Genomic DNA, 19,230 nt, shown 5'->3' on the forward strand with positions numbered 1-19,230 from the left:
CTAATTTTGCAGGATGGAAGAAACAAGCAATTGGGTATAGGCGTGCTGCGGATCGTCGAGCACCTGATCGGTCAGGCCGCTTTCGATCACTTGGCCGTTCTGCATGACCATCAGGCGATGCGACAGCAGGCGGGCAACCGCCAGATCGTGGGTGACGATGATCACCGCCAGATTAAGGTCGTGAACCAGCCCGCGCAGCAGATCGAGCAGGCGGGCCTGAACCGAGACGTCCAGACCACCCGTGGGTTCGTCCATGAAAACGAGACGCGGGCTGGTTACGAGGTTGCGGGCAATCTGCAGGCGTTGCTGCATGCCACCCGAAAAGGTTGAGGGCAGATCATCAAGGCGTTCGGTGGCAATTTCGACCTTGCCAAGCCAGTTTTCGGCGGTGCTTCGGATATTGCCGTAATGACGGTCACCGACCGCCATCAGGCGTTCGCCGATATTGGCCCCGGCACTGACATTCATGCGCAAACCATCGCGGGCATTCTGGTGAACAAACGCCCAGTCGGTGCGCATCAGCAATCGACGTTGCGCTTCGGACATCTGATAGACATCGCGGATGCCATCAATGCGGGTGTGATATTCGACCGTGCCCTTGGTCGGTTCCTGCCGGGCTGCAATGCTGCGCAGCAAAGTTGATTTGCCAGATCCGGATTCACCCACGATGCCAAGCACTTCGCCGGGGCGGAGTTCAAAACTGACATTGCGGCAACCGACCCGGTCGCCATACATCATGGTCAGGTCGGAAACGCGCAGAAGCGGTTCATGTGAGCGGGTCATTATTCTGCGGCCTTTCCGTTGCTGTGACTGGTGCCAAGGGGCTGGTCATGATGTTGCGGGCCGCGATGGCCGGCGTCCTGCCGTTCGCTGCAATAATCGGTGTCCGAGCAGACGAACATCCGGTTGCCCTTGTCATCGAGGATGACCTCGTCAAGGTAGCTGTCGGTTGCGCCGCACATGCCGCATTCGTCCTTCCAGCTTTGCACCTCGAACGGGTGATCTTCGAAATCGAGGCTTTTGACCTTTGTGTAAGGGGGCAGGGCATAGATGCGCTTTTCACGTCCGGCCCCGAAAAGTTGCAGGGCGGCCATCATGTCCATTTTCGGATTGTCGAATTTCGGTGTCGGCGACGGATCCATGACATAGCGATCATCGACCATCACCGGATAGGCATAGGTGGTGGCGATATGGCCGTGACGCGAAATGTCCTCATAAAGCTTCACATGCATCAGGCCGTATTCCTCAAGCGCATGCATTTTGCGCGTTTCGGTTTCGCGGGGTTCCAGGAAGCGAAGCGGTTCGGGGATCGGCACCTGATAGACAAGGATCTGGTCTTCGCGCAGTTCCTTTTCGGGAATGCGGTGGCGGGTCTGGATGATCGATGCCTCGGCGGTTTTTTCCGTGGTGGCGACATTGGCGGTCTTGGCAAAGAACTGCCGGATCGAAACGGCATTGGTGGTGTCATCCGCGCCCTGATCGATGACTTTCAGGGTATCGTCCGGGCCAATGACGGCGGCCGTGACCTGCACTCCGCCCGTGCCCCAGCCATAGGGCATCGGCATTTCGCGACCGGCAAACGGCACCTGATATCCGGGGATGGCAACGGCCTTAAGCAGGGCGCGCCGGATCATGCGTTTGGTTTGTTCATCAAGATAGGCAAAATTATAGGCCGAAGATGATTCTAGCGGATTATTTACGGTCTGTTCCATATTGATTACTCCGCGGCTTCGGGTTGTGATCTGGCGTTTTCGGCATCGGCTGCATCTGGGGCATCCGCCTTTGCCAGACGTTCCAGCACTTCGGCACGCATGCGCCGGACAAGTTCAAGTTCGCCCTGGAAATCGACATAGTGGGGCAGCTTGATATGTTCGACAAAGCCGGTTGCCTGCACATTGTCGCTATGTTCCATGACGAATTCCTCGTCCTGGGCCGGGCCCATGACCTGTTCGCCCATTTCACGGGCACGCATGGCGCGATCCACCAGTGCCATTGAAATCGCCTTGCGTTCGTTCTGACCAAACACAAGCCCGTAACCGCGGGTGAATTGCGGCAGTTTGGTTTTGGAACCCTTGAACTTGTTGACGGTTTCGCATTCGGTCAGTTCGATATCGCCGATATCGATGGCAAAGCCGAGTTCTTCGGGTTCGATTTCGACCGCAACACTGCCATAGCGGATTTCACCGACAAAGGCGTGGCTGTTGGCGTAGCCGCGCTGGGTGGAATAACCGAGCGCCAGAACAAAACCCTCGTCCCCGCGGGCGAGATTTTGCAGGCGAAGATCACGGTCGGCGGGGAATTTAACCGGCTCGCGCGTCAGATCGGCGACCGGGGCATCATCATTGGTCGGGTTGGGTTCATCCTGTATCAGGCCCTCGTAATTCAGAAGGTCATCCAGAACGCGCGGCATGGTTTCATCCACCGGATGATCGGCGGTGTGGGCGGTTGCCGGTTCCTCGCCATTGGCCATCAGGGTGAAATCAAGCAGGCGGTGGGTGTAGTCAAATGTCGGGCCGAGAATCTGCCCGCCCGGCAAATCCTTGAAGGTTGCCGAAATGCGGCGTGCGATATCCATTTCGGCGGTTTTGACCGGTTTGGAAAAGGCAAAGCGCGGCAGCGTGGTGCGATAGGCGCGCATCAGAAAGATCGCCTCGATCAGATCACCACGACCCTGCTTGATGGCAAGGGCGGCGAGATCGCGGTCATAAAGCGATCCTTCGGCCATGACGCGGGTGACGGACAGGGATAATTGCTGTTCGATCTGGCTGGTTTCGATTTCGGCAACGTCCCTGTCGCCGCGGCGTTTTTCGGCCAGAAGCCGATGGGCATTGTTGATGGCGCGTTCGCCACCTTTGACGGCTACATACATTTTAGCTGACCTCGATCCGGGTGGTGCGCGGAAGGGCGGCGATTTTGCGATCTGCGGCAAAGAGGACATCGACACCGCAGGGGAACAGATGATGGTTTTCCGCGCGCCATGCGTGGAAGGCAGCGGGCAGGCCGGGTACGGAAAGGTTCTGGCTGTCCTTGATGCCGGGGCCGCGCAGGATCATGTCGGCCTTGTCCGATATGTCTTCGACCATCAGGATCAGGGTTGCCGACTGATCAGGGTATTCCGCATTGCCAAGCGCCAGATCCGTGATGAAGGCGAGATCCCCATCAAGACGGGCGACGGCAAAATCGGCAGAGGATGGTGTTCCGGTGATCGGGCTGCCGCAATGGAATTTGAGATGGGCATCGGCAGCATTCGATGCGCAATCGGGGGAGAGCCAGATTGTCGTATCCATATCGGCCATCGCCAACAGGAACGCGGTTGCGGATTTGTTCAGCCCGGCCGGTGCGGGGAGATCAAGCGGCAGATCGTAAATGCGACCGGGGTGGGCCATGGCATCGAGAATGGTGCGGAACACGGCATTGGAATCAAAGGCAGCATTTTCAAAGCCGCGCAGCAATTCGGGGGTCCGGGGTTGCGGGATCATTCGTCTTCTCCTCGGACCAGGGTAAAGAAATCGACCTTGGTGGCAGCAACCTTGCGGGCGGCTTCGCGTTTTGCCTCGGCCTGCTTGCGGGCCAGCATGTCGATGAAATCGGATGCGGCGTCGTCGCGCTGCATGATCGCATCAAACAGGGCGGCATATTGCGCCTGTATCCGGTCGCGCCCCTTGACATAGGCATGGCCGACCGTGCCGTCGGACAGGGTGATGGCACAGCGCGTGACGGTCATTTCGCCAAGGTTGAAGCGTTGCCCGGCCCCACCGGCACGACCGCGCACCATGACCATGCCGATTTGCGGTTCGCGCAGGTGACGCCATTGCACATCGGCAAAATGGTCCTGCCATTCCTGTTCAAGGGTTGCGCGGTCCGTGCGGGCCAGCACCGCCATCCAGCGTTGGCGGGCCTGTGTGGCGGGATCGATGTTCGATCCCTGGTCTGATCCGGATTGCGGGGCGGGGTGCGCCGTCATCTGTCTGATCCTTCTATGCGGGTATCGACAAATTCAAAATTTGTCTAGACGTCTATACATATTCACGTTATAAGACGATTACGCCCGCTTGGCAAAGGCCTTGCGGTGAAAGTTTTGTGAATGGGGATTTCGATGGATTGGGAAGCCGGGCTATCTATCTGGAAGCAAATCGAAAAACAGCTTCTTGCCGATATTGCCAGCGGGGAGTTCGCACCCGGCGATAAAATGCCGACCGAGATGGAACTGGTCCGCCGATTCGGTGTTAACCGGCATACGGTGCGACGTGCGATGTCAGCCCTTGTCGATGCCAATGTCGTACGTGTCGAACAGGGGCGGGGGGCGTTTGTTCAGGAACAGATTCTGGATTATCCGCTTGGTGCCAAAACGCGGTTTTCCCAGATCGTATCGGGCCGCCATCGTTTACCCGACAAACGGCTGATTTCGTCAGAAATCCTGAAAGCCAGCGCGACCATCGCCCAGTTCCTTGATGTCAAGCCGGGCACGCGGGTTGTGGAACTGTTTTCGGTGTCGGAGGCGGATGGTGTCCCGCTGGCAGTCGCGACCAGCTACCTTCCGGTTGCGCGGTTCGAGGGGATTGTCGAGATATTCATCCAGACAAAATCCCTGACCGAGGCGTTCAAGCATTTCGGGATTGACGATTACAGCCGCAAAACCACCCGCATCAGTGCCCAGTTGCCATCATCACGTGTCGCAAGCCTTTTGAAACAGGCGAAAAACCGGCCGGTGATATCGACGGAAAGTGTCGATGTCGATTCTGCCGGTGTGCCGATTGAATACGGGATTACCGCCTTTTCCAGCGACCGGGTACAGTTGATTGTTGAATAGTCTGTTCAGATTTTTGGTCAGGTTTTTGGTTTGCGGCACCAGAACTGATACATGTTGGTAAAGGTGTTGGGGAATTCGTGTTCGAATTTGTTCCACGGAACAAGGCGTTCATTGCCCTTGAACTTGCTATTGATTTCGGTGCGTTTGGCGGTGAAATGATGTTGCGGGCGTAGTTCAAAATCGATGAATTCCAGACCCAGCTCATCAAGGCATTCCCGGATTTGCAGCAGGGTAAAACGATGCTCCTGCACATGGAATATCAGATCGCGACAGGCACTCAGGCTATAGAAATCCGAGCGAATACCCGGCTTGAAGGCAAGTTCTTCTTCGCCTGTTAGAATATCCTGTCGGCATTGCCGGATGTCGTCCGCACCCGAGCCATAGCCCTTTTGTGCGATATAGTCCCGCGCAGCCACGATATCCTGACGTGCCAGTTCGCTGTAAAGGCCGATGCGCATGAGCCCGCCGGGTCGTAAAATACGTTCCAGAACGCGCCAGCCTGCCATCGGGTCATCCATGTGATGGAGCACGCCCGAACATTCGACAACATCGAATGTCCTGTCCATGTTTTCCAGTTGCAGGATATCGGCCTGACCGAATTCGATATTGCGAATGCCAAGATTTTCGGTTTGGCGTTGCGCATAAGCAAGGCTGGCAAGGCTTAGATCCACGGCGAGCACACGCACGTCGGCAAACCGGGTCGCGGTATGCAGGCTGTGTTGTCCGGTGCCGCAACCGGCAACAAGAATTTCCGGCTTTTTCGGTGTTACGTAGTCCCCCAGATCCATCAGCAACGGATTGCTGCGCAGCAAGTCGCCAACCGGGCGACCATTTTTGCTGATCCCGGCGTGAATCCAGCGCGGATACGGGTTTTCCTCGTATTGGGCGCGGACAATCTGCGAAACCTTGTCGTCGATACCGGTCAGGTTGGGGATTTTTTCGCGCAGTTCGCGTTCCTGCAGCGGTTCGTCACGCTGGCGACGGATGACATCGCGCATTTCGTCGGGCCATGTGTCCGTTTCAAGATCCGTGGCCCAGTCATAGTCGATCAGTGCGCGATAGCAGCACAGAACAGCAACTTCTTCCGGCGCGGGATTTTTACCTGCGGCCAGATTGTCTTTGATGGCCTGCTCGCGTTTTGTCAGCGCAGCCCGTTCATCCTGATCCAGGATATAGACATATTCATTGTTAAAGCATTGTGCCGCCAGTGTTGCGAGAAATGGCAGGTGATCGGCAAGTTTTGCGGGCGGATCAAGCAGCAACGCCCGCCGGATGGCCGTCAGGGCAAATTCGAATTGTGCATTGGAAAATGGCACAATATTTAACAGTCGCAGGAAAAGAGGTTCGGCATTCAAACGTTCAAGGTCATCGGGGTCAACCCGGTCAGGACGTTTTTGCCGGTCTTCGTAGCGCTCGATAATCGCCCGAAACTCATCCTTGAGCATCAGTATCGACATCACGGGTACAGCAAGTCCGCCCGGTGTGATCTCGTCCGAGGCGAGCATGTCCAGAAGAGTCTCTTCAAGCTCCTGATTGCCCGATTTGAGGTTGCAGCCCTCCAGCGTATTGGCAAATGAAAAGAAATGCCGGTTTTCGCCTTTGTCGAGCCTTCGCGCATTTGTGTGATGCCGGATGGCATCCTCTACCCGGCCAAGGAGTTTCAGGGCAATCCCGGTGTCGGTCTGCAAATCTGCATCACGGGGATTAAGCTGCAATGCAGCCTTATAGTGATTGAGAGCTTCGGTCGGTTTGCTTTGCCTCGACAGCGCATTTCCCAACCCCTTGTGTGCTGCGAAATGGGTGGGGTTGTGTTTCAGGGCAATCTTGTAATGTTCAATTGCCTCGGCAAAGTTTTGCCGGTTAGCCAGAAGGGCTGCAAGGTTGCTGTGCGCCTCCGTATAGGACGGATTGATCCGGATCGACGTGCGATAATGTTCTTCGGCCGCTTTGGGATCGTTTACTGCTGCCAGCGAAACGGCGAGATTGTTATGCACCACCGGATTGTCGGCAGCACCCTTTAACGATTTGCGCATCAATTCGATGGCTTTGCGATAGTTGCCCTTCTGATGGTGGCAAAGGCCCATCAGATGCAGGGCTTCGGGCTGGTTGGGGATCATTTTCAGGATTTTCTGGTAAAGAATGATCGCATCGGAAATGCGCCCGGCACGCTGATGGTTCAGCCCCATCTGCAAAACCTGTTCCAGTGTCACATTGCCTGTGCCGTTACCCTTTGCCATCGTCGCCCCGTTCCCCCGAAGTGAGTTTCATGCTGATCCTTGCCGTATTGTGGCGCGGCAAGCGTTTGTATGGCGTTAATATTCCCGACCCGGACGTGCCTTATAGACCGGGAAGCCCAGTTTAAACCGTATGGCGCTGGCGCGCAGTGCGAAAGCGCACAGAAATGCAATCAGGGCGACGGGTGCGCGGGGCAAGGTCAGGATATCAGTACCGACGACATAAATCGACGCCCCCAGAAGCGCACAGGTGATATAGATTTCCGGGCGCAGGATCAGCGGAATTTCGTTACAGACCACATCACGGACCATGCCGCCAAATGTTGCCGTGATGGTGCCAAGGATGACCGCAACAAGCGGCGAAACGCCAAGGTTAAGGCCAATGGCCGCACCGGTAACGCCAAACATCGCAAGGCCAAGTGCATCAAGCCAGATCAGTGCGACATAACGGCGTTCGACCAGATGGGCGGTGAAATAGGTAAAGACCGCACTGCCGATACAGGTAATCACCCAGGCCGGATCCCTGATCCAGAAAACCGGTGTGGCACCGGTAATTACGTCGCGTACCGTGCCCCCGCCAATGCCGGTGAAGGTCGCGATCAGCACGAAGCCGACAATATCCATCTGACGACGGGATGCTTCGAGTGCGCCGGTGACGGCAAAAACCGCAACACCGGTCAGTTCAAGCCAGTAGATGATTTGCGTAATGTCCATAATATCGTTTCATCACTGTTTCGGTTCAGAATCAGGCATGGTCGGCTTTGTGTCTGGCGTAAAAGAACTTTGGAACCGTCGATTTTTCAGTATGTTGGAAACCATCATGCCAAACAGAAGATGAACATGGAAAATGTTTTCCTTCGATGGTCTTAAAAAGCCGCATACGCGGTCTTATATGCTGCGCTCGACAAGCCGCATCCTTGAGAATGACGGCATATAAACCGGGCAGCCAAAAACGTGCTGCCCGAAGGGAAGTGTGAGGATTGACTGTGAAAAGCCTTTCGCGGGTGGGTATTCGCATCCAGATCGCGCTGGCCACTGCGATGCTTGTCGCGGCTTTGGCAGGCGTCATGAGCTATGTCGTGGGTACAAGGTCAGCCGAAGATCTGACAAAACAGATCGGAACCGGCGTGTCCGACGTTGCCTTGCAAATGGCGGATGCACTTGACCGCACGATGTGGACCCACCGCGGAGAAGTTGCGGTTCTCAGCACCCTGCGTACCCTTCGCAATCTTGATGATATCGATCAGGTCAGCGCGTTGATCAACCGGTTGCAGCGTGAGTTGCCGATCTTTACATGGATCGGGGTTCTTGATGCCACGGGCAACGTGGTGGCAGCGACCGGTGATATCCTTGTGGGCAGCAATATCTCGGCACGCCCGGTGTACCAGTTCGGCAGCAAGGGGATGTTTATCGGCGATGTCCATGATGCCAAACTGCTGGCTGAAAAATTCCCGAGCCCGACTGGCGAGCCGATCCAGTTTGTCGATATTGCCGTTCCGTTGCTCAATGATGCGGGAGATCTGAATGGTGTTCTGGCAACGCATCTGAGTTGGGAATGGGCCGATAGTGTGCGCCGCAACCTGTTTGCCGGGCAGGGTTTGCATCGCAATGTCGATATTTTTGTCATCAGTGCGGATGGTACGATCCTGCTGGCGCCGGATTTTGACATGACCGGGCAAAAGCTTGAACTTGATGTGCACCGGGAAACCTGGCAATCGCATATTGGTTGGGAAATCGCCAGATGGCCGGATGGTGAGGAATACCTGACCGGCTTTGCCCCGGCGGAAGGGCATCTGGATTATGGAGGGCTTGGCTGGTCGGTTCTGGTGCGTCAGCCGATAGAGGCCGCACTGACGCCGGTTAACGAATTGCGCGAGGATATCCTTGCCGTTGGTCTTGGTCTTGCGCTGCTGTTCAGCCTGATCGCGTGGTGGGGGTCCGGGTTTATTGTGGGTCCGCTGGTAAAAATGGCCAATGCTGCGGGGCAGCTTAAACGCGGTGAAATCAAAAGCCTGCCGGACGTTGCAGGCGCGCGCGAAATCAATATTCTGTCAAACAGTTTGCGCAGTCTGGTGACCAAGCTGACGGAAAAGGATACGGCGCTGGGCGAGATGAAGCATATTGCGCATCATGATCCGTTAACCGGGCTTGGCAACCGTCTGGCGCTTGATGTCTATTTCGAGCATGCGGTGGCACAGGCCAATCGCCAACGCAGCCAGATTGGCGTTCTTGTTCTTGATCTTGATGATTTCAAACAGGTCAATGACCGGCTGGGCCATGCCGCAGGCGACGAAGTTTTGTGTGAAGTGGCGCGCAGGTTGCGCCGTTGTATACGCGGTGGGGATCTGGTTGCCCGTACCGGCGGCGACGAGATGGCAATTGTATCGCATCTGGGGGAAGGCGGCATCCCGGAAGTCCGTGTCCTGGCCGAGAGAATCCTGAACGATGTTCTTATGCCGTTTATTACCGGTGGAAACCGGGTGACGATCAATATCAGCATTGGCATTGCCGTGTATCCCGATCACGCAACCCGGCCAGACGAACTTTTGCAACAGGCTGATCAGGCGTTGTATGTCGCCAAGAGCAAGGGCAAGCATTGCTATGTGATTTATGGCGATGAACATAGCGAACATAATTCCGGGTCGGGTATCTGACATCCAAAGTGATGATGGTTCCAATGACTTGACTTGGGATCGATTGCTGCGCATTAAGCAACTCATGACGATTTCATCTGAAACTGAACTTGAACACCTGCGCCGCATCGGGCGTATTTGCGCGCGTGCCCGTGATGTTATGGGTGCTGCTGCCGTTGTCGGGATCACGACGGCCGAACTTGATGCCATTGGCCGCAAGGTCCTTGAGGATGCCGGGGCGGTTTCCGCGCCCGAAAGCGAATATGATTTTCCCGGTGCGACCTGCATCAGTGTGAATGAAGAAGTCGCGCACGGCATTCCCGGTGACCGGGTTCTGGCGGATGGCGATCTTGTGAATATCGATGTGTCGGCGTCGCTGAATGGTTATTTTTCCGATACCGGTGCCAGCTTTGTCGTCGGAACGCCGCGCCCGGAAATCGAAAAGCTGTGTGCGGATGGCAAAAAGGCAATGTGGGCCGGGATCAAGGTCGTGCGCGACAAGGCCCCGATCCGCGAAATCGGCCTTCGGATCGAAAACTTTGCCCGAAAAGGCGGCTACAGCCTGATTAAAAATCTGGCCAGTCACGGGATCGGCAAATCATTGCACGAAGCCCCGGAAACCATCCCGACATGGGATGATCCGCGCGAACGCCGGTCGCTGAAAAAAGGTCAGGTCATCACCATCGAACCGTTCCTGTCGCGGGGGTCGAATTGGGCGCTTGACGGGGATGATGGCTGGACGCTCTATGCCGATACCGGCGCACCGACCGTGCAGTACGAACATACGCTGGTGGTAACCCAGAATGGCTATGAAATCATGACATTGGCCGGATAAACCCGACCGGTTTATATTGCGCTGCATGATGGATATGAAAAAGGCCGCCCGGAACATGTCGGGCGGCCTTTTTAGTGCGGTATTGATGGCGGTTATGCGCCGTATTTTGCCTTGGCTTCGCGGCGACGCGCATGCAGGACCGGCTCGGTATAGCCGTTTGGCTGTTCGCGGCCCTTGAACACCAGATCACAGGCGGCGGCAAAGGCAACACTGTCATCAAAGTTCGGTGCCATGTTGCGATATTCCGGGTCGCCTTCGTTCTGTTTGTCGACGACGGCGGCCATGCGTTTCATGGTTTCCATCACCTGATCCCTGGTGCAAAGCCCGTGATGGAGCCAGTTGGCGATATGCTGGCTGGAAATGCGCAATGTGGCGCGGTCTTCCATCAGGCCGACATTGTTGATATCGGGCACTTTGGAGCAGCCAACCCCGGCATCGATCCAGCGGACAACATAGCCAAGAATGCCTTGGGCGTTGTTATCAAGTTCTTCCTGGATTTCGCTTGGCATCGGGTTGATGTCGCCAAGGCGCGGGATCGAGAGGATATCATCGAGGCTGGCGCGTTCGCGTTTACCGACTTCGTCCTGAACGGCACGGACATCGATCTGATGATAATGCATGGCATGCAGGGTGGCCGCAGTGGGGGATGGAACCCATGCGCAGTTGGCCCCGGCTTTGGGATGGCCGATTTTGGCGGTCATCATTTCGGCCATGCGATCGGGTTTGGCCCACATGCCCTTGCCAATCTGGGCGATGCCCTTCATGCCGCATTCAAGGCCGACATCGACATTCCAGTTTTCATAGGCCGAAATCCAGTACTGGTCTTTCATTGCTTCCTTGCGAACGACCGGGCCTGCTTCCATGCTGGTGTGGATTTCATCGCCGGTGCGGTCAAGGAACCCGGTATTGATGAAAACTACACGGTCCTGGGCAGCACGGATGCATTCCTTGAGGTTCACCGTCGTGCGGCGTTCCTCGTCCATGATGCCGACCTTAAGGGTATTTTCCGGCAGGCCGATTTCACGTTCGACAAAGGCAAACAGATCATTGGTCAGGGCGACTTCTTCGGGGCCGTGCATTTTCGGCTTCACGATATAGACACTGCCATGGCGCGAGTTCGAGACGCTGCTGTTGCCGTCAATATCGTGTTTGGCGATCAGGCTGGTAAACATCGCATCAAGGAAGCCTTCGGGGACTTCGTTGCCATTGGCATCCAGCACCGCGTCGCTTGTCATCAGGTGGCCAACATTGCGCACCAGCATCAGGCTGCGCCCCGGCAGGACAACATTGTGGCCATCAAACCCCTGATAGGAACGATCCGGGTTGAGGCGGCGGGTAACGGTTTTGCCGCCCTTTTCAAAGCTTTCTTCCAGCGTGCCTTTCATCAGGCCAAGCCAGTTGCGATACACCGCAACCTTGTCTTCGGCATCAACGGCGGCAACCGAATCCTCGCAATCCTGAATGGTGGTCAGGGCGGATTCCATGATCACATCGCAGACACCGGCCGCATGGGTTTTGCCAATCGGGTGCGTGGGATCAATGCGGATTTCCAGATGCAGGCCATGATTGCGCAGCAGGACTTCGGAAAGCGCGCCGTCTTTTTCGTTGTAGCCGATGAATTGCGATGGCTGTGCCAGCGATGTTTCGCTGCCGTCTGACAGGGGCACCACCAATGTCCACCAGCCAGACCCGTCTTCGCGGACTTCGTATTTGGCGACATCGGCATGTTTGCCATTGGCAAGCGGCACGGCCTGATCAAGGAATTTTGCCGCATAGGCAACGACGGCTGCCCCGCGCTTGGGATTAAAGCCAGCGGTCTTTTCCTTGCCGTCGGCATCGTCAATGACATCGGTGCCATAAAGCGCGTCATAAAGGCTGCCCCAGCGGGCATTGGCGGCATTAAGGGCATAGCGCGCATTCATCACCGGCACGACCAGCTGCGGGCCGGCGACGCGGGCGATTTCCGGGTCAACATTGGTGGTCGAAATATAGAAATCGTCGCCTTCGGGCAGAAGATAGCCGATTTCCTTGAGGAATTCCTTGTAGGCCAGCGGGTCGCGGGCCTGATCTTGCCGAGACAGGTGCCATTCGTCGATTTTGGCCTGCAACTCGTCGCGCTTTGCCAGCAGCGAACGGTTCCGTGGGCCAAGTTCGTTCACGAGCTTTTCGAACGATGCCCAGAACTGGTCGGAGGAGACACCGGTGCCCGGGGTGATTTCGTTGGCAACCAGATCATGCAGAACGGTTGCGATCTGAAGGCCGCCTTTGGTGATACGTTGGGTCATGTTTCCTCTCGACAGGCTTGAAGTCTTTTGCAACGGCCCGATGTGACCGATGCATATCTTTGTCACAACATATGGGCTGGAAGCGGGCAGGGTCCACAGCCGGTTTCACTTTCGTGGGATGTTTTCCGTATTGTGGAAACGATACCGACGCCCGCCGGGTGATTATTGCAGTTATATGCCGCTATATTTTGCCCAAAGACGGGGTGTTAAGGGTTGTGTCTGTTTTGATCCGGGCCCTGATTTGGGTCTTGATCCGGGGCTGAGCCCGCCTGATCAGGGGTGTCATCTGTCGCGGGATGGCCGATATCGTCCGGTCGGTCGGCGGCATGTGAGGCACTTCCGTCTTCTTCCTCGACGATGTCATCGGTGATGGGCGACATTTCAAGTGCCATGGGCGTGGTGCGCGGCACGGCGACAAACTGGCCCTGCTCCTCGATCGTGATGCGGCGACCGAAACCTGCACGATAGATGGCAAAGCTTGCCACCAGCACGCCGACAATCGCAAACAGAACCGGCATGCCCCATGGACCAAAATGACCAATGGCAAGCGACCCGATGATCGGCCCGGTGGCAGCAGACCCGCCATAAATGATCAAGAGGCCACCAGATGCGGAAACGATCTGATCGGGTTCGAGATAGTCATTCACATAGGCGACCGACAGGCCATAAACCGGCATGATGAAAATGCCGATGATCGCGCCCCAGACAGTCAGATTGGCGCGCACAACTTCCGGCGCGACAAGCGGGAACAGCCCGCAGATGGCAAGCCCGATCAGCACGGCGATCATGACATACTGGCGCGGGACAATGTCGGACAGGCGGCCAATCGGCCACTGCATGATCATGCCGCCCAGAATGACGAAGGCCATGAAGTTGGCGACCTCATTGGTTGCCAGTCCAAGGTCGGAGGCAAAGATCGGACCGACGCCATAAATCGCACCGGACAGAACGCCACTGCCGGCGGCGGCGACAAAGCCGAGCGGCGAAATGGCGTATAGCTGACGGAATTTCATGCGTGCGCCACTGACCGCGGCGGGCGGGGGCTGCCGGGTGAGTGCAATCGGCACCAGAGACAGCGACAAAAGGACCGATGCCACGGTAAAAAGTTCGAAACTGCCAATCGGTGACACGTTCAGCAACAGCTGCCCGATGGCAAGACCGGCCAGCGACACGGTCATGTAGGCGGCAATCATGCCGCCGCGCGATGTATTGTCGACCTGTTCGTTGAGCCAGCTTTCAATCACCAGATACAGGGCCGAAATGCACAGGCCCGTCATGGCACGAAACAGCGACCAGGTAATCGGATCCACAAACACGGCATGCAAAAGCGTAATCGCCGATCCGGTCGATGCCAGTGCGGCAAAGGTCCGGATATGCCCCACACGGTTGACAAGTCCCGCGCCCCAGATGATCCCGCCGATAAACCCGGCATAATAGGATGCCATGATGATACCGGTATAGATCGGGGCAAATCCCTCCGACGAGGCGCGCAACGCCAGCAGCGAGGATTGCAGCGATGCCCCGGTATTGAGGGTGAAGGCTGCAAACAATGTCGCAGATAATGCGATGATCAGTGCGACCGGCGAACGGGGCATTGCTATCCTCTGGTGGTAAAGCCGCAGCAGGGTCTACCCTGCGCGAAGGTCGGGAACCCTGTCAATCTTTACAAGGTGCTGTTCTGAAAGGTCTTGTCAGCCTTGCGGGACATGTGACGGATCGAACGTTACGGCGCATAAGATGTTCCGCAGAATTTCAAGCATTGAATTAAAGTCGAAGCCCTGCCGCGAACAGTACCGGTTTTGCGCAACTGCCATGTTAAAAGTGCGATAAGGTTGAAACCGGTAAAGGGTGGGCTGAGCGAATAACCAGCTTGACCTTCGGCCCTTTGATGCGCTCTATGACTTGGAATTGGAAGCAATTTGCCAAAATCCGTTGCCGTAAAGACGGATTTTTGCGTTGATCGCCACTATTGGCCCGATCCGCACCCAAGTTCGGTATTTGCAAACCGACCGGTGCCCGGGTTCTGCAAGGGGAGGAAACCTTGAACATTCTTCGTACAATCGGCGCAATCGCGACCGGTATTGTTGTCCTGTCGGCCGTAAGTGCCGCCCAGGCAGAAACCCGCGTCACTTTCAAATCGGCCAAGGCGGCGTCATCCTATTATCAGATGGCAGCCCAGTTCGCAGAAGCGATCAAGACCGGCACGGACGGCGAAATCATCGTCACGGTCGAGGAAAGCCAGGGATCGGTCCAGAACGTGATGGAAGCATCGGTTCGCCCGGGCAATTATCTTTTCACAAGCCCGCCCGCACTGGTGGGCCTTGCGCAGGCAGGCAAGGGGGCGTTTGAAGGGCGTCCGACCGAAAAATTCAATGAAGTCCGGGCCCTGTTCCCGATCCCGTCGCTGACCATGCATTTCGTGATGCGTGCCGATGCCGGTGTGACCGACTTTGCCGGACTTGCGGGCAAGACCATTTTGCTTGGCAAAGGATCGTTTGGCGCGAATGAGGGTGAAAAATACCTCGATCTGTTCGGGCTTAAAGATAAGGTCACGTTGTCAGAAGCGGAGCTGTCCAACGCGGTGGCCGCCCTTAAAAACGGTCAGATTGACGGTTTTGTCACGGCCGGTTCATGGCCTGCGCCCAATGTGATCGAGGCTGCGGCGGGAACGGATGTCAACATCCTGTCGCTTTCCGATGAGCAGCTTGCGATGACCAAGCGCGATCTGACGGTAATCCCGGCCGGGACCTATAACGGTCAGGAAGACGATATCCGCACGGCTTCCCTGTCGGTTGTTGCCTATGCCACGACCGAGATGGATGATGAAACCGCCTATCAGTTGACCAAAACCTATTGGGATCAGAAATCTGCCATGAGTTCGAACGCGTCTTGGTGGAAAGGTGTGACCCAGGAAATGCTGGCCAATATCAAGGGTAAAATTCACCCCGGCGCGCTTCGTTTTTACGCCGAAGCCGGTTTCCCGGTTCGCGACGATCAGAATTGATGGCCGATTGGCAATAATGTGATGACAGGCCCGGCCGCCACAGCCGGGCCGTTCTTTATCGGACGTATCAGGATTACGATGTCTGCTGTTTCCCGCCCTTTCTGGATTGCGCTTGGCGCGGTATCCATCTTTTTTCATCTCTGGCTGATTTTTTCGGGGCTGGTTCCCAATCTGGTCAGTCGGCCGTTGCATATGGCTTTGGCGCTGCCTTGGGCATTGGTGTTTGTTGCCAAAACACCGTGGCAGAAAATCAGCGGTCTGATCCTGACCGTGATCGGGCTTGCGGCGTGTTTGTGGGTGGCGTTCAATCACGGCATGCTGGGTGATCAATACGGGTTCCTGGTAGGGAATCTGCAAATTGCCATATCATTTGTCCTGCTGGGCATTGTTCTTGAAATGGCACGGCGCGCCATCGGATGGCCTTTGCCGAGTGTGGCGGCGATTGCGCTGCTTTATGGGTTCTTTGGCGAATATATTCCCGGTGAATTCGGCCATGGCGGGCTTCCGATTGAAAGCATGCTGGGTACGCTGACCATTGCCGAAGGCGGCCTTTGGGGAAGCCTGACCGGGGTTTCGGTCAGCATCGTTGCGATCTTTGTCATCTTTGGCGCGATCCTGAATGGCGGCGAAGCCGGGCAGGGTTTCATGAATGTTGCCGGTGCGGCCGCCGGGCGGCTGCGCGGTGGGGCGGCCAAGGTTTCGGTGATTTCATCGGCGTTGTTTGGCTCTATTTCCGGCTCGGCATCGGCCAATGTGGCATCAACGGGGGCGATCACCCTTCCGGCCATGACCCGGCTTGGCTATCCCAAAAAACTTGCCGCTGCGGTCGAGGCGGTGGCGTCTTCCGGCGGGCAGATCATGCCGCCATTGATGGGGGCGGGGGCCTTTGTCATGGTCGAGCTGACCGGGCGGCCCTATGTCGAGATCATGGTTGCCGCCATTTTACCCGCGATCCTTTATTTTCTGGCGGTCTGGGTGGGTATTAACGCCTTTGCACTTCGCTATGACTTGCCCGGTGTGCCGGAAAAGGATCGGCCCGATACCCGTGCGGTGATTGTGACGTCGGCATTCTTCCTGGTGCCGTTTGCCATATTGCTGTGGGGCATGTTTGGCGGTGGCTATACGCCGCAATATGCCGCCTGCCTTGCGATGATTGCCGGTGCGGCGTTGCTGTTTTTTGATGGCAATCTGCAATTCAACCTGAAACGGACCGGTGAAAGATTTACCGAGGTTTGCCTGAGCGCCGGGTGGCAGGTTTCGATGATTGCCGCCATCATTCTGTGCGCATCAATTGTGATTGGCGTGCTTGGATTGACCGGGCTTGGCGTGAAAATCACGTCGCTGCTGTTGTCGGGATCGGGTGGCATGTTGTGGCCTGCTTTGCTTCTGACGGCAATTGCCTGTCTTATTCTGGGCATGGAGGTGCCGACGACGGCGGCTTATGTGATCTGCGTTTCGGTGGCGGGGCCAGCATTGACCGAACTTGGCCTTGATCCGTTGCAGGCGCATCTGTTCGTGTTCTGGTTTGCCCTGTTATCGACGATTACCCCACCGGTTTGCGGGGCGGTGTTCATCGCCGCAGGCATGGTCGAGGAAAACTGGCTCAAGGTTGCCGGAACGGCCATGGCGCTGGGGATTGGGCTTTATATCGTGCCGCTTGCGATGATCGCGAACGGGTCACTGATTGATCTTGCGGCCAATCCGCTTTGGGCAATTGCGGCGGCGCTTAAGGTTGCGATTGGTCTGACGGCAATTTCATATGGCATTATTTCACCGCGCCATATTGCGGTTCGCGCCGGGCTTGTCGCGGTTGGGTTGCTTGCGATTTTTGTTGTCGGCATATAACGAAAAACGGGCCGACATTTTGTGTCGGCCCGTCAAAGATTAAATATCAGGATACGTTTTTAAACCCGGCCACTGCGCGGTCCGGCAAAGAACCATATGATCAGGCCAATAACCGGCAGGACGAGGATCAGGATCGTCCAGATGATTTTCGAGCCGGTGCTTGCACCGCTGCCCATGACATTGATGATGGCCCAGATATCGGCAATCAGAATGATCAGTCCGAGAATTCCACCATATTCCATAACCCAACCTCATTTTTCTGTGTCAGCAGACAGGAAGGCTGTCGGCTGTTGTTGAAAATCAAACGATTGGCAAGGCAAGTTGTTCCCGCGTGGCATTTTACGACCAAACGGCGAAGTTACCTAGACGACTTGTCCGGCGGACCATCCCGATGACCAGGCCCACTGGAAATTGAAGCCGCCAAGATGGCCGGTAACATCGACGACTTCACCGATGAAATAAAGGCCGGGGACATCGCGACATTCCATGGTTTTCGACGAAAGCGCATTGGTATCGACCCCGCCCAGGGTGACCTCGGCGGCGCGATAACCTTCTGATCCTTGCGGCATGACCGACCATTGATTGACATCGGTTGCAAGCAGACGCAGTGCCTTGTCACCGGTTTCGCCAATCGGGCGATCAAGACCGTGGCGGGCGGTGATCATCTGGGCCAGACGATTTGGCAGAATGCGCGAGAGCACATTATGCACGGCCTGTTTCGGGCTTTCGGCCTTGGCCGATTTCAGAAGATCAAAGGCGTCTTCTTCGGGGTTCAGGTTGACCGTGATGGCGTCACCCTCATCCCAATAGGATGAAATCTGCAGGATCGAAGGGCCACTTAGCCCACGGTGGGTGAACAGCAATCCTTCGCGGAACTGTTTCTTGTTGCATTGTACAATCGCATCGACCGAAATGCCCGAAAGTTGCCCCAGATCGGCCCGCATGTCCGGATCGAAGGTCAGGGGGACAAGGGCGGCTCTGGTCGGAACGATGTCGATGCCAAACTGACGGGCAATCTGATAGCCAAAGCCGGTCGCGCCGATTTTGGGAATGGACAGGCCGCCACAGGCCACGACAAGTGACTGACATGTCCATTGTGCGCCGGTGCGTGTGGTGACATCGAACCCGGCATCATCGCGGCGGATGATGTTGCTGATTTCGGTGTTCAGGCGCAGTTCGACATTGGCGGCGTCGCATTCATCCAGCAGCATGTCGATGATCTGGAACGAGGATTCGTCGCAGAAAAGCTGGCCCAGCGTCTTTTCATGCCAGGCGATATCATAACGGTTCACCAGATCGATGAAATCAAACTGGGTGTAACGTTTGAGTGCCGAAACGCAGAAACGCCTGTTTTGCGAAATGAAGTTTTCCGGGCTGGTATGCAGATTGGTGAAGTTGCAGCGCCCGCCGCCCGAAATCCGGATTTTTTCAGCCGGTTTTGCGGAATGATCGACGATCACAACCGAACGGCCGCGCTTTCCGGCTTCGATTGCACACATAAGGCCGGCGGCACCGGCACCAATCACAAGGACATCAATCTTCTTCACGCAGCAGGCCAATCTTTCGGGGAAAACGACCTGCCTT

At 56.3% G+C, this 19,230-nt stretch carries 16 protein-coding genes; 5 read left to right on the forward strand and 11 right to left on the reverse strand.

Features of this window, described 5'->3' with window-relative positions; all coding sequences use genetic code 11:
* Genes phnK through phnG form a run of 5 tightly spaced genes read right to left on the reverse strand, consistent with a single transcriptional unit; the run spans window position 1 to window position 3,964 of the window.
* Window positions 1-783: a phosphonate C-P lyase system protein PhnK gene (phnK, locus tag LG297_RS01165; RefSeq protein WP_404424310.1), complete on the reverse strand. Its 783-nt coding sequence runs from the start codon at window positions 781-783 to the stop codon at window positions 1-3.
* The gene (locus LG297_RS01170; protein ID WP_317341379.1) at window positions 783-1,712 is read right to left on the reverse strand and encodes an alpha-D-ribose 1-methylphosphonate 5-phosphate C-P-lyase PhnJ; all 930 of its coding nucleotides are present in this window, start codon (window positions 1,710-1,712) and stop codon (window positions 783-785) included. The genes phnK and LG297_RS01170 overlap by 1 nt, the downstream gene beginning before the upstream one ends.
* Window positions 1,713-1,717: 5 nt before the next feature.
* Window positions 1,718-2,869: a carbon-phosphorus lyase complex subunit PhnI gene (locus LG297_RS01175; RefSeq protein ID WP_404424313.1), complete on the reverse strand. Its 1,152-nt coding sequence runs from the start codon at window positions 2,867-2,869 to the stop codon at window positions 1,718-1,720.
* A 1-nt stretch (window position 2,870) separates the two neighbouring features.
* The gene (phnH, locus tag LG297_RS01180) at window positions 2,871-3,479 is read right to left on the reverse strand and encodes a phosphonate C-P lyase system protein PhnH (protein ID WP_404424315.1); all 609 of its coding nucleotides are present in this window, start codon (window positions 3,477-3,479) and stop codon (window positions 2,871-2,873) included.
* Window positions 3,476-3,964, reverse strand: a complete 489-nt coding sequence (gene phnG, locus LG297_RS01185) for a phosphonate C-P lyase system protein PhnG (protein WP_404424317.1) — start codon at window positions 3,962-3,964, stop codon at window positions 3,476-3,478. Before phnG ends, phnH begins: the two co-directional genes overlap by 4 nt.
* A 132-nt stretch (window positions 3,965-4,096) precedes the next feature.
* Here phnG and phnF point away from each other — a divergent pair, with 132 nt between their 5' ends.
* Complete coding sequence (phnF, locus tag LG297_RS01190) at window positions 4,097-4,810, forward strand: phosphonate metabolism transcriptional regulator PhnF (RefSeq protein WP_404424319.1); 714 nt, start codon at window positions 4,097-4,099, stop codon at window positions 4,808-4,810.
* 17 nt (window positions 4,811-4,827) lie between these two features.
* Here the strand turns inward: phnF and LG297_RS01195 are convergent, their stop codons facing one another.
* Together LG297_RS01195 and LG297_RS01200 are read right to left on the reverse strand one after the other, a co-directional pair.
* Window positions 4,828-7,047 (reverse strand): tetratricopeptide repeat protein, encoded by a 2,220-nt coding sequence (locus LG297_RS01195; RefSeq protein ID WP_404424321.1) that lies wholly within the window; start codon window positions 7,045-7,047, stop codon window positions 4,828-4,830.
* 75 nt (window positions 7,048-7,122) lie between these two features.
* Window positions 7,123-7,758, reverse strand: a complete 636-nt coding sequence (locus LG297_RS01200; RefSeq protein ID WP_404424323.1) for a trimeric intracellular cation channel family protein — start codon at window positions 7,756-7,758, stop codon at window positions 7,123-7,125.
* Between the two features lie 272 nt (window positions 7,759-8,030).
* On the opposite strand from LG297_RS01200, the gene LG297_RS01205 reads away from it, so the two are divergent.
* Complete coding sequence (locus tag LG297_RS01205) at window positions 8,031-9,698, forward strand: diguanylate cyclase domain-containing protein (protein ID WP_404426921.1); 1,668 nt, start codon at window positions 8,031-8,033, stop codon at window positions 9,696-9,698.
* Between the two features lie 64 nt (window positions 9,699-9,762).
* On the forward strand, window positions 9,763-10,512 hold the full coding sequence (gene map / locus LG297_RS01210) for a type I methionyl aminopeptidase (RefSeq protein ID WP_404424325.1): 750 nt from the start codon (window positions 9,763-9,765) through the stop codon (window positions 10,510-10,512).
* A gap of 92 nt (window positions 10,513-10,604) precedes the next feature.
* On the opposite strand, the gene LG297_RS01215 is transcribed toward map, so the two are convergent.
* Together LG297_RS01215 and LG297_RS01220 are read right to left on the reverse strand one after the other, a co-directional pair.
* Window positions 10,605-12,797: a malate synthase G gene (locus LG297_RS01215; protein ID WP_404424327.1), complete on the reverse strand. Its 2,193-nt coding sequence runs from the start codon at window positions 12,795-12,797 to the stop codon at window positions 10,605-10,607.
* 206 nt (window positions 12,798-13,003) lie between these two features.
* Window positions 13,004-14,392 (reverse strand): MFS transporter, encoded by a 1,389-nt coding sequence (locus LG297_RS01220; RefSeq protein ID WP_063093613.1) that lies wholly within the window; start codon window positions 14,390-14,392, stop codon window positions 13,004-13,006.
* Window positions 14,393-14,838: 446 nt separating this feature from the next.
* Between LG297_RS01220 and LG297_RS01225 the strand changes: the two genes are divergently transcribed.
* Together LG297_RS01225 and LG297_RS01230 are read left to right on the forward strand one after the other, a co-directional pair.
* The gene (locus tag LG297_RS01225; protein ID WP_404424329.1) at window positions 14,839-15,801 is read left to right on the forward strand and encodes a TAXI family TRAP transporter solute-binding subunit; all 963 of its coding nucleotides are present in this window, start codon (window positions 14,839-14,841) and stop codon (window positions 15,799-15,801) included.
* Window positions 15,802-15,822: 21 nt separating this feature from the next.
* On the forward strand, window positions 15,823-17,646 hold the full coding sequence (locus LG297_RS01230) for a TRAP transporter permease (protein ID WP_404424331.1): 1,824 nt from the start codon (window positions 15,823-15,825) through the stop codon (window positions 17,644-17,646).
* A 59-nt stretch (window positions 17,647-17,705) separates the two neighbouring features.
* Here the strand turns inward: LG297_RS01230 and LG297_RS01235 are convergent, their stop codons facing one another.
* Both LG297_RS01235 and LG297_RS01240 read right to left on the reverse strand, forming a co-directional pair.
* Window positions 17,706-17,888 (reverse strand): PLD nuclease N-terminal domain-containing protein, encoded by a 183-nt coding sequence (locus LG297_RS01235; protein ID WP_062953175.1) that lies wholly within the window; start codon window positions 17,886-17,888, stop codon window positions 17,706-17,708.
* Window positions 17,889-18,008: 120 nt separating this feature from the next.
* Entirely contained in the window at window positions 18,009-19,193 is a 1,185-nt protein-coding gene (locus LG297_RS01240; protein WP_404424333.1) for an NAD(P)/FAD-dependent oxidoreductase, read from the reverse strand.
* Window positions 19,194-19,230: the final 37 nt, after the last annotated feature.

The sequence above is a fragment of the Thalassospira australica genome (assembly GCF_044790785.1).
Classification (GTDB): Bacteria; Pseudomonadota; Alphaproteobacteria; order Rhodospirillales; family Thalassospiraceae; genus Thalassospira; species Thalassospira australica_A.